The 12,305-nt window shown below is 46.7% G+C and carries 8 protein-coding genes; 3 read left to right on the top strand and 5 right to left on the bottom strand.

The window, feature by feature from the left end:
• Positions 1 to 13: 13 nt before the first annotated feature.
• The 5 genes from MKY82_RS14145 to MKY82_RS14125 all read right to left on the bottom strand — a co-directional run bounded on the left by MKY82_RS14145 (position 14) and on the right by MKY82_RS14125 (position 7,989).
• The gene (locus tag MKY82_RS14145) at positions 14 to 376 is read right to left on the bottom strand and encodes a hypothetical protein (RefSeq protein ID WP_339223616.1); all 363 of its coding nucleotides are present in this window, start codon (positions 374 to 376) and stop codon (positions 14 to 16) included.
• Between the two features lie 63 nt (positions 377 to 439).
• The gene (locus MKY82_RS14140; protein ID WP_339296358.1) at positions 440 to 2,824 is read right to left on the bottom strand and encodes a polyprenyl synthetase family protein; all 2,385 of its coding nucleotides are present in this window, start codon (positions 2,822 to 2,824) and stop codon (positions 440 to 442) included.
• 93 nt (positions 2,825 to 2,917) lie between these two features.
• Positions 2,918 to 3,703, bottom strand: coding sequence for an alpha/beta hydrolase (locus MKY82_RS14135; protein ID WP_308116306.1), 786 nt, complete (start codon positions 3,701 to 3,703; stop codon positions 2,918 to 2,920).
• A 148-nt stretch (positions 3,704 to 3,851) separates the two neighbouring features.
• Positions 3,852 to 7,304 (bottom strand): glycoside hydrolase family 2 TIM barrel-domain containing protein, encoded by a 3,453-nt coding sequence (locus tag MKY82_RS14130; protein WP_339296357.1) that lies wholly within the window; start codon positions 7,302 to 7,304, stop codon positions 3,852 to 3,854.
• Positions 7,305 to 7,575: 271 nt separating this feature from the next.
• The gene (locus tag MKY82_RS14125; RefSeq protein WP_113058021.1) at positions 7,576 to 7,989 is read right to left on the bottom strand and encodes a YugN-like family protein; all 414 of its coding nucleotides are present in this window, start codon (positions 7,987 to 7,989) and stop codon (positions 7,576 to 7,578) included.
• A gap of 493 nt (positions 7,990 to 8,482) precedes the next feature.
• On the opposite strand from MKY82_RS14125, the gene MKY82_RS14120 reads away from it, so the two are divergent.
• From MKY82_RS14120 to MKY82_RS14110, 3 genes are all read left to right on the top strand, one after another.
• Positions 8,483 to 10,273, top strand: coding sequence for a hypothetical protein (locus MKY82_RS14120; protein ID WP_339296356.1), 1,791 nt, complete (start codon positions 8,483 to 8,485; stop codon positions 10,271 to 10,273).
• Positions 10,274 to 10,645: 372 nt separating this feature from the next.
• Positions 10,646 to 10,795 carry a hypothetical protein gene (locus MKY82_RS14115; RefSeq protein WP_339223609.1) on the top strand — a complete coding sequence of 50 codons (150 nt, stop codon included), beginning with the start codon at positions 10,646 to 10,648 and terminating at the stop codon, positions 10,793 to 10,795.
• 40 nt (positions 10,796 to 10,835) lie between these two features.
• Complete coding sequence (locus MKY82_RS14110) at positions 10,836 to 12,179, top strand: arsenic transporter (RefSeq protein ID WP_339296355.1); 1,344 nt, start codon at positions 10,836 to 10,838, stop codon at positions 12,177 to 12,179.
• The last annotated feature ends 126 nt before the right edge of the window (positions 12,180 to 12,305 follow it).

The following is a 12,305-nucleotide window of genomic DNA, read 5'->3' as shown; positions in this document are numbered from 1 at the left end:
TTCTCCACTTTAACTACTTGTAAAGAAAGCTTGAGAGTAATGGCAGCAACCATTCCGGATCCGGCATATGATCTTGGCCCTCTAGAATCGTGTTTTTGGCGTTTGGAATAGCTCGGCTTAGCTGCTTCCCAACCTCCAGCATGGATTCAGGACTTTGTTCGCCAACCACGATACTAACCGGCGTGCTCAGACGGGGCGTTCTTTCAATCGGCGGCAGGTCGCTGGCTAAAAGCGTATCATAGGGCTTATTGTATCTATAGGGAATACGCTGTGTTTCTTCTGAATTGCTGCTTTTGCACAATATCATCCTTGTAACACGCATGCAGCAAGCATGGCTTAAACCAATGCCATAACCTAAAAAAGTGCTGGCATTCACGCCAACACTTCCTCTCGGGATATTTTTCTCATGATTGAACATTAACAATTTAATAGAAGCAATTTAACGATCTCGATTTACCATGTAATTTAATAAATGCTTGAGAAACGCCGAATTGCGCGGCATCTCCTGCAGCGCCTCCATAGCCAGGCAATAATGCTCCCACATTTCCCGACTGGCGCCTTCCTGACCCAAAATGCTCACAAAGGTCGATGTATTATTCTCCGCATCCTGTCCTCCGGGTTTCCCGAGCTGCTCCATATCGCCCTGCACATCAAGCAAATCATCCTGAATCTGAAAGGCAATGCCCGCATGGTAGGCGAATTTCTTCAATGTCGCAATTTCGGTCTCCTTCACCTGAGCGAGGATGGCAGGCATGACGAGAGATGCCTCGAAGGCAATGCCCGTCTTGTAATAACATACCGTATTCAGCTCCTCCAAAGACAATGCCTTCCCTTTTGAATTCAAATCCATCGCCTGGCCCGAACACATATCTCCCGCTCGCTGAGACGAATATTGAATCAGCTTTAATACCGTCTGGGGATCAAACCCATCAAGGGACGATTGTTCTTCGATAGCCTTCTGAATCAGGAACAAACCGGTGATTTCCGCCGTGGCGCTATCATGAACCCGATGCAGGGTCGGTCGTCCTCTACGGGTAGAGGCGTTATCCTGAGACGGCAAATCATCGAATATTAAGGAAGCGGTGTGCATGTATTCAAGCGACCTTAGCAGCGGCACGATGGCGGAAGCTTGCAAACCGTATTCGTTGACCGCCATAACCCAAGTCAAGATAGGTCTTAGACGTTTTCCGTCCCCATCGAGCGTATAATTGGCGGCGTCAATCAGCGACTCTTTCATGGGTGGAATGCCAAGGGGCTTTGCGATTTGCAAGCTGTTGTTAATCTCATTTCGAACGGTTTTAATGGTATCGATAAAATAATCCTTTTCCTTCCGCTCGTTTCGGAGCACCGTAACCATCTGGTCCCGCAGCAACTTATCGAAGAAATCCACCTGATCGGCTGTTCGAACCATTTGCTGGACAAGCCGATTGAATTCCGGGTTACCGGATGCAAAAATATCCATGATTTCGTTATATTTCTCAGCACCGACCCGTTCCTTACAACGCTTCAGGCCGTTAATGGCCCGGTCCAGCATCACCTCTCGCGTCTTGGCGTCCGAATGATACACCCCATGAATCAGATGGGAAATAACCGCCCAGTACATTTCAAAAGGATTGATAAGATCCGTACGCTGACCGCGATATTTTAAATAGTACGTATACGGGGTTACCGCCCCGTCTTCCATATCCTGAAACATATCGGCAAAATCATCGGCCAGCTGGTTGTAGATACCGTAGAAGAAGGTTCGGTCCTCAAAGCCTTCATCCGCCGAAGCGCTGATAACGGAACGGACGATCAAGCGGGAGGACGATGATTTCAGGATGATTGGCAGATATAATTCCTCGTTACTGTAATTGGGATTGCCCAGATCCTTAATGCGGTCAATATGCTGGGAATGAAAAAACACATTAGACTGCTCGAAAAAAGCATGCTGCGTTTCCGGGTGTTGGTGTCCCTGAATATACTCAAATGCATCCCGAAGTTCCTTATGAACGAATTGAACGAGATCCATGTTCTTCCCGCTCCACTGCCCAAGCTCCGGTACCGTTCCAGTAAGGAGCGCCTGACGTATCATCTGGGAGTACTGTTCCTTCTCTTGAGCGTTAAGTACCCTTGAATCGAGCAGATCGTCTATAAAAGGATAGGTCAACCCATAGGAATATCCCAGCCGGATAGCATCATCAAGGCGGGCTGAGCGCTCCGCAGGCGATGTCTCGACATTCATATCCTCGATGACGTGCATAACAACGCCTACGATAATTTTAATCAATTTGCGTTGAGCTTGGTCCGCATCCATCTCCTCCGGGATATGGGTCGCCACGAGCTTCAGTTTGTTTATGACCCAAATCACGGCATTCTCGATGCCTTCCTTCTGTGCCCATCGGTACAGCCCGGTCAAACTCATGTAATCCGGCGTACCTCCACCGTTCCTATTGGTCGAGCGAAGCAGAAGTTTCTTGGTATCTTGGGCAACGCGCCGAATTCGGGCCTTCGTGTCAGGCGAATTCAGGTCCATCCCCAGGTCTCTCATATAAATATAGGAAATGCTTCGATCCAAGTAATTATCCAATTCGCCTGTATAATGAAGCCAGCCGATATATTTATGATAATCCCGGCTATCCGGTTTCTTCTTTCCGCGCGATAAAAAAGACAGCCATGAAGGACGATGAATATGCTTCCTTTTCCATATTAGAATGTCCTCTGTCAGGATCGGCACATAACTCTTTTCCTTAACCTGTACATAAAGTGATGCAAAATACTGAGCTGCCTTCTGCTCAGCCCGCCGATATCCCGTATCGGCATAGTCTGTATACGCCACATTCATATGATGGAATCCCTCAACTTCTTTAAGTGTTTAACATGTACCCATGTTTATAACCTATATACGTAGAAGTTTCAATCGGGTTACATTTCAGTTTCAGCGTTGAAACGAATCGAGTCCCTGGATCCAGAGGTCCATGGCTTCCGTCACTTCGATCAACTGCTCTGCTGGGGTTAAGGAAGCTTCGTTGTCTCCCTTTTGGAAACCGTAAGAACCGAATTGTCCGTGATTGCCGCCCGCAATATCCACGTATGTCGTATCGTTCGGCAGATTCTTTCTTGCAGCCTCCCACTCGGTTCGATCAAGAACGCCATCCTGCGTACCGGTGATTTGAAGCGCGGACATATTCAACCCGTTTAGCTTGCCTCCATCATCCGCGTAGGATGCCATGAAGTAAACCCCGTCAATGACATCCGCATGTTCAGCAGCATATCTCGCAGCAAAAACCCCGCCTAAGGAATGCCCGCCAATGACATAACGTCTGTCTTGATGCTCCGATATGAAGGAATCCGCTTTATTCTGTCCGAAGAAGGCGAGATTCAAAGGCATGGATGCAATATATACGCGGTGCCCCTTCTCCGCCATTCTCTTGGCAAAAGGCGCATAACTTTCAGGCTCCACCAATCCACCCGGATAAAAAATAATGTCAGGCTGGGTCACCTCCCCGCCCACCGGCTCGAAACGATAGCCGTCCTTGAGGTGTTCGACAACTACTTTCGTATCACTTTGAAACACCGCTTTCGCTTCATCGAGCGGTTTGTAAGTAAGAGAATCCAGTAGAACACTAGCTGCTATGGTAATAATGACTAATATAGACAGGGTCCATATGACAATCCTGCGCCCTCTTTTACTCCTCGGTTTATTGGTTTGCTTCATTTCCATCACGGTCCCTTCCATCCAGGTATGTCGATCATTTAATTATACCGCAGGGTTAATTAAAATCCTATCGATCCGTTCAGATGGACCTTACCTCAATTCCTAACAAAAGAAGGCTGCCGATTGGATCAGCAGCCTTGAGTCACCCCTTGTATTATGAACCGGATCGTACAAACCGGAACCAGCCAAAATCAAACTGGCTTCCCGGCAGGAAGATGAACGTCACCTTCTGTTTGCCGTTCACATGCTCCAGATCGAACACTTGCTCTTCGTATCCATCAGTTTGCGTAAATTCAACAAGCTGATTGCTTTCTCCCGCCGAATTGGCAAACCGGATATGAATCGTGTTTTTATCTATGGCCGAGCGCCCGTACACAATCAGTTTTGAAGTGCCTGCTTCTGAGAAATCCATTAGGTCAAACTCGAGGGAAACATTATTTCCTATACCTTCAACAGCCTTGTCATCCATAATCGTAAAGCTATCTCCGTAGATTCGATCACCATCTGCGGCATAATGCTGCTCGAAGGCCCGATCCCCCGCTTGAAAATAAAACCCTTTGATGTGCACCTTCTGGCGCAGGACAAAGCATATTGACGTGATGCCGCGCAGCTTCTTGGATAGCCGGTAGGTTTCTTCCTGATACACGTTCCACTTGGACTCTTTCTGATAAATGCAGTCGGCCAGCAAGGAGCTGCCCTCCTCACCAGGCATGCCTTCCCAGATTTGCAGCGAGTACGCTTCGCTTGAGAGTGCAAATATCGGAATGGTGATCGTATCGGAGCCATGGGGACCGAAATCGATGTCCCGAAATCCGACTTGCGTCTCGCCGTCTCTGCTCGTAGCTACGCCTCTTTCGTTCCCGTTCCCCACATCACCTTGACTGTAATCATACAGTCCTGCGGAGATGAAGGAGTATGGATCTTTGTAGGCCGCACCCAAACCGTCAACTTGAAATTCAAGCTGGGAGATGAGCTTGGTTTTATCCGTCCCGTTCCGACTCGTACATCTCAAACGAAACTCACCGTCGCCAAGAGCAGTTACGATGGCTTCATGGCCATCGGCTTCCACACCGGCGATATTGGATTCGATGCCGGCATCATTCACGACAGCCCATTCGACCTCTTGATAAGAGGTTTCCGGCGGATGTAACATGGCACGCACCACCATTTGCCGATTGGACGGATGAAATGATTGAACTCCTTCGCTGATCAATTCAATCTTGCGAAGCGGAAGCTCGAGCATGTTCCCCGTGAGGCACGGCCCCTCTTCGTTATTCATGCTTGCCGATATGCCCTTTGTCAATTCATCCTGCGCAGGGATGGATGTCAGATCTAGGCATCGGTTCTCCAAACCATTGGAAGACACTTCGATTCGAATTGGGCCAGGCTCCAATGTGGCTCCGATGATTGCCATCAGCTTGCCGCTGAACAATCTTCGGCTCCGGCCTTTGTACGGATCGTAATCCGTGCTGTCTCCGTTATCGAGTCCAAGCAACCGCCCGGCACCCGTCACATGCACCTCTACCCGGTTATTCGCGTTCAGGGCGGAATGGCCGTCCTCATCCTCCATCGCAATTTCCAGGAAGATGAGGTCTGTTCCATCGGCTGTTAATTCTTCTTTATCCGGGCACAAAACAATACGCTTGGCATCGCCAAAAGAGGTTCTTGTATCCTCAGCCACGATACGGCCAGCTTCGTCATAAGCGATCGCTTTCAATTCGCCTTTTGCATAAGGAATCTTCCACCAACCCACCAGCTGTCTTCCGTGTGCATGGTCAATATCATGCGTACCGATGGTTTCCCCATTCAGCTGCAGCTCGACGCTTGGCGCATTGGAACAGATGCGAACATCGATCATTTGGCCGTCGTTGAAATCCCAGTATGGCAGCAGATGCACCATGGGTTTCGTTTTGTAATCCGTCCAGGCTGCTTGATAGATATAATAAGAATCCTTCTTGAAGGTTGCCGTATCGATCTGTCCGAAATAAGAGTTTTTGGTATGATACGGCGTAGGTTCTCCAATATAATCGAATCCGGTCCATATAAACTGTCCCAGCGAGAAGGGCATATCTCGCTCTGCCAGAATGCAGGCCTCCGCCGATTTCGCCCCCCAACTGGTCGAGCTGTTTCCAAGGGAGGAACACTGCTCGTCGTCATCGGCCAGAATGGACTTTTCAAACGGGAAATGATAGATGCCTCGGCTTTGTACGACCGATGCGGTCTCGCTGCCATAGATGATCCAATCCGGATGTGCCTGATGATGCTTCTCGTAATACTTCTCGGCATAGTTATAACCTGCCACCTTTACGATATCGGCACATAACTGAGCGTTATCCCAAGGCATATAATTCGACCCGATGGTAACGCTTGCATTTTGCTTGGGATCGTATCTTTGGACCTCCGCCATCAGCATTCTTGTTATTTCCTGCCCCCTCTCATCCGCATGGGTATCATATATTTCATTCCCGATGCTCCACATGATAAGGGACGGATGGTTCCGATCCCGTTTGACCCAGCTCTTCACGTCGCGCTGAACCCAATCCGGGAAAAATCTTGCATAATCATAAGGGGTTTTCGGTCTTTCCCACATATCAAAGGCTTCCGATACGATCAGCAGCCCCATTTCATCCGCAAGATCCATCCATTCCTTCGCAGGCATATTGTGAGCGGTGCGGATCGCATTAACCCCCATGTCTTTCAGAATAGCAAACCTTCTGGCTAAGGCCGTTTTGTTAAACGCTGCACCCAGAGCTCCGAGATCATGATGCTCGCATACGCCGTTCAATTTCAGTTTGCGGCCGTTCAGAAGGAACCCCTGATTCGAATCAAGCTGAATATGGCGGAATCCCACGTTGTGCGATACCGATTCTACCATTTCATCGTACTGGTCAGTCGGAAGATCCATTCCAGTCACCCGCATCTCGGTAACCAACTGATACAGATGAGGTTCATCAGGGCTCCAGAGCCATGGACGCTCAACAGCTATCGTTTGTGTATTCGTTAAATTGCCAGTGCTGCTAGCGTTGACGCAATTGGACACCTCTGCGATCCTCTGACCATCCTTCAGGAGCGTATGGTTGATGACCACATCATCTACGATATTCATTTCTGTGTCGACTTCGACCAACCATTCATTTTCCTGACATTTTGTTGATATATAAATGCCGTCTGTTGCGATATGGTTCGCTTCCCTTATCTTTAACCACACATTACGATAGATGCCCGCTCCCGAATACCACCGGCTGTTCGGACTTTGAAACACAACCTTCACAACGATGTCATTTTCCCCTTCTGCCAGGAAATCCGTGATTTCGTGTTCGAAGGAGGAATAGCCATACTTCCATTCACCCACGCAATGACCATTGACATAGACGGAAGAATCCATATACACCCCGTCAAAACACAGCAGAACCTGAGCTCCATCGCCATTCCACGTCCATTGCTTCCGGTACCAGCCTATGCTGTTTTCATATAAATTCTCCGTGTTATAAATAAGCCAATCATGGGGAATATCCACGGGTTGGAATTTCAGATTCGCCGAATCCGTATGATCAAGACTGCTTTTTGCAAATGTCCATCCATCATTAAATAATGTTATTTTGTTCATGGGTGGGTATCACCTTCTTCATTTATTTAATTGATCCAAGTTGGCACATATTGAAGCCAGTCTCTCCAACTATATCAGGATGTTTTAACATTGAGCCCGCTTTTACGAAAATACTTAAGTTTTCAAAGGATATTCTTTAATCCCCCTATTCTGTTCACTCATACAAAAAGGAGCCCTTTGACCGCAGCAAACGTCAGAGCTCCTTGCTTATTATGATGTAACTATAAAAAAAGAGATCAAGCAAACTTGATCTCCTCGTTAGCGCCGAGTATCAGTGCAAGTACCCTGTCTCCACTTCATCCAAGACTTTTCGTGCTTGTTCAATCCACATCTCGTCCACCGATGCGTCAGGGTCGATCGGAGCCTGGAATTGATCAAAGAGTGCTCCTAATAAACGAGGTGCTGCATGCTTGTCGGTTCCCGTATTGTATATATGTCTAAATACGAATGGACGGCCGAGCTTTATCGTAGCATGACAACCGCCGCATTCGCCATCCAGGCTGCCTTTGGTGACCAGAAAAGGGATCCGAAGCCACACCATCCGCTCCTGATCCAAGCGCCTGTCCAGATAACCATGCTTATAATCCCAATTGCCGGCTAACGTAAACTCATGTTTACATAGATAGGTGTCTATATTCACAAAACGGTCTTCGATATTCTCCAATCTCGATTCCAAATTAATCATGTGCGCCCACCCTTATGTTTTTAGTCCTAGGATGGACTTGAATGCCAAACGGTATACGGGAATGCTTTTCGAAATCAACATTACGATTCATTTCCATATGATAAAATCTTACTTACCACCTCTACTAGGTGCTCCTCTCCCTTAAATTACTAGCCGCTATGATGAAAGCATTAGAATCTCCTTCATAACCCATAAATTTAATGATGCTCTTCATTATAAACAGTGACACTAGGCCATATAGAAGCCAAAAACACAACTTTCTTCCTGAGTAGTTAGCCTTAATCTTGTTTAAATTCATATAATTTATATAATTTAGTTATATTTTTCCAAATATATCATAGTTCCTTTTAAACCGATCATTTGTTCGATCTATTGCTTGCCACCTGTCCCGTAAGAACAAGGTCTCATCTTTTTTTGAGGCATCAATGCTATAATAACCCCGTTTACTAAATAGAGAATACGTGGAGTTCTCGTAGAGAAACGGAGGGAAAACATGAAAGTAAAAGGTTACCCGATGCTTGCCGGCCTGTTGGCTGTCATGCTTCTGGTGGGGCTTCAAACCCCGGCTTATGGAGAAAATGCTACAACAAAAGCAACTTGGATCTGGCAAACGGATCTGATTCAGGATGGCGGCGAAGAACTGCTTGATTTTTCCCGCGAAGAAGGAATTAATCTAATCTTCCTACAGATTGATCGTCAAATGCCGTTCGAAGTTTACGAGGCATTTATACAGCGTGCGCATGAGAATCAAATTGCCGTGCATGCTTTAGGAGGAGATCCAAGATGGGCCCTCACCGAACATCGGGAGGATATGCTCGGACTCGCCGATTGGGTGATCAACTATAACGGCAAGGTTTCGGCCGGCGCCCGATTTGACGGCATTCATCTTGATATAGAGCCGTATGTACTTGCCCAGTGGGAGGATGAGCAGGACATAATCATCAGCACCTGGGAACAAAATCTTATGGTGTTCCTGAATCAAGTATCCGGGAGCGACCTGGAGCTCGGAATTGACATCCCCTTCTGGTTTGATCAATACACTCTGAGTAATGGAACCAGTCTGAATGAATGGCTGATCGGTACATTTGACCATGTTACCGTTATGGCCTATCGGAACGAAGTAGAATCCGAGCATGGCATTCTGAACCTGACGCGAGATGAGCTTGAGCTTGCCAACAGGCTTGGCAAGCAGATTCTTATCGGGGTTAACACGAAGGAAATGCCGGGTGAGCCTCACACCAGCTTTTATGGACATGGTAAGGAAAGAATGAACGCCAAATTGGAACATCTGTCCAGCGCGCTCGGTTCATATGCTTCCTTTGCCGGGATCGCTATCCACGATATTCGCAACTGGCAAAACATGTCTAATGATGGGAGCGTGCCGCCAGACGATAAGGACCCTACTTCCCCATCACCGGCCCCCGATCCGAATCCTGAACCGGGAGAAGGCGATCGCGTGCCCGATGCTGATCCCGTTACACGGGACTCTATCGTAAGAGGCACATATATATGGGAAGCCCATGAAGTAATTCAAAACAGTCAGGAAATTCTTGATTTTGCGAAAGAGAAAAACTTGAACTGGCTCTATGTAAGGCTGGACCTGGAGCAACCGTACAGTTCGTACTCGTCGTTTGTTAAACAAGCGGCTGCAGCCGGAATCGAGGTCCATGCCATGGGTGGCCATCCGATATGGGCACTTGAGGAGAACCGGCCCAGAATGATGCGATTGGTCAATTATGTGAAGAACTACAATCGCGCTGTGGAAGGCAATGAGCGCTTTCATGGCATTCATTTGGACATTGAGCCTTATGTGCTGCCTGCATGGAGGGAAAATTCGCAGCAGGTTATTTCCGAATGGACCGCGAATCTGGATGCCTTTGTTACGGAATTGAAAAAAGATTCCAATCTGGAAGCAAGCATGGATATGCCCGTGTGGCTGGATAAATACAAAGTTCCCGGACAAGATATGTCACTCAGCAAGTGGATGATCAACCGAATGGACCATGTTTCTCTCATGGCCTTCCGGGATGCAGCGGAAGGATCGAACGGAATTGTCGCCGTAGCTAAGGAAGAGATCGCATTTGCCGATGAGCTGGGCAAACCGATCAAGATTTCCGTAGAAATCAAAGCCAGCCATGAAGGCGATCATATTACCTTCTATGAAGAAGGAGCAGCTTACATGGAGGAAGAGCTTGCCAAGCTGCCTGATTTATTGAAGGATTCACCTTCCTTTACCGGTAGCGTGGTGCATGCGTATGCTTACTGGAAAAATGCCAAGCCTTAAGAAAATAATCAGCCCCATTGCTTATTTCTAGCAATGGGGTTATTTATCGACGCTCCATGCGGCGTGATTCGCTTCTATTAACCTGAACCATTATCCAGGTGATTCGGGAAAGGCCCTTTCATTACACTTATCGACATCTATAAACCAAATCTAGTCCCCCTCTCTATTTTACGAAATATAGAATGTCACAGTACCGATCTAGTGATCTGGTCAGATGCAGCTCAACAATCGCGGAATATCGCACGATCAAGGCAAATCCATTAGAGCATTGCCAGTCCTCGATACATATAAATAGAGTATATCTATCTACTAATTATGAATGGTAGGTATCATCACGAAAAAGTGAATAAGTCAAAGCGAGGAGTGATATTTGTGATCGTACTCATTGTTATTTTACTGGCAGGCTGGGGGCTTTACACTCTCCTAACGCCTCCTAAACAACTCCCTATGGAATCTATTAAGGATGAGGCTACAAAAGTTGCTTTTATTAGTGTCGTGGTCCCCGAAAAGAAAGATTCCTAATTAACTCTTATCATCAATGATAGAAGGGAGTGAGACACCCATGTTCAGTCCAGCAGTGATCACTCTGACAATTGCAGCTTTTATTATCGCAATGGTTCTAATCATATGGCGCCCAAATGGCTTAAATGAAGCCATACCCGCTTCCGTTGGTGCTGCAATCGTTGTACTATGCGGGAGCGTATCGTTACCGGACCTCCTAACGATCGGGTCAACCATAAGCAGTGCTGCCATAACGATCATAGCAACCATTGTCATGGCCATCATACTTGAGAGCTTCGGCTTTTTCAATTGGGCTGCCGAGGGCTTGGCGGCCAGGGCACGAGGGTCGGGAATTCGCCTGTTCTGGTATGTCAATATTTTATGCTTTCTAATGACTCTGTTCTTTAACAACGATGGAAGTATTCTCATTACGACTCCGATCCTGCTTATTCTGCTCAGGCGACTTGGACTCAAAAATCATGAAAAAATCCCATACCTACTCTCAGGTGCACTCATAGCCACTGCATCAAGTGCACCTATAGGTGTGAGTAATATCGTAAATTTAATCGCTCTAGAAATTGTGGACATGGATCTTTATATGCATACCATTATGATGTTTGTTCCAGCAACCCTCGGGCTTTTGTTACTCGTAAGCCTGCTATTCCTCTGCTTTAGACGTCAGATACCGCGTAAACTTCATGTGAAAAAACATATGAGCAGTGGAAAGCATCCTCTTAGCGGTACTATGATTTCTCCAGAAGATAATCACAAGCGCAATAAGTTTATGCGTAATGTTCTCCTGTTTGTTTTTACCGTTCGAGTCGCTTTGTTTGTCGCTTCCTACTTCGGGATACCTATCGAAATTGTAGCTATCCTCGGCTCAACCATTCTATTGTCATGGAGATGGATCGTTCTGAAAATACCTCCGAACGATTTATTAAAAAAAACACCCTGGCATATTCTCGTATTTGCATTTGCGATGTATGTTCTCATCTATGCCCTTCATAATATTGGTTTGACGAAAGTGTTGATCCAATTCTTCGAGCCTATCGTTTCAACAGACTTATTAAATGCCAGCTTATTAATGGGTGGCCTTCTCTCGTTATTATCGATCCTCTTCAACAATCACCCCGCCCTGATGGTAGGAACCATCACCTTAACCAATATGAACCTTGATCCGCTAACGCTCAAGATTTCTTATCTTGCCAGTGTAATCGGCAGTGATATTGGAGCGTTGCTTCTACCCATGGGTACTCTGGCTTCATTAATATGGCTTCATATTCTTAAACAGCACCATGTCAATATCAAATGGAAGGATTATATCAAAGTAACCGTCCTAACCATCCCTCCTACACTATTATTTACATTGGTGGTTCTGGCTTTTTGGGTTCAATGGCTGTACTGAACATTCAACAACAGTAACAACAATTCGTGGAGAGCATTGAAAATCAGTGGCGCGCGCTGTTCATCATTCTTATAAAACGATGAATAACACGCACATCCTTCAGTGCTCTCTCTTTCTGTCTGTGAG

This window comes from Paenibacillus sp. FSL W7-1279, from assembly GCF_037969845.1.
GTDB lineage: Bacteria > Bacillota > Bacilli > Paenibacillales > Paenibacillaceae > Paenibacillus_AQ.
The sequence above is the reverse complement of the archived record's forward strand: the minus strand, read 5'-3'. Positions and strand labels throughout refer to the sequence as shown.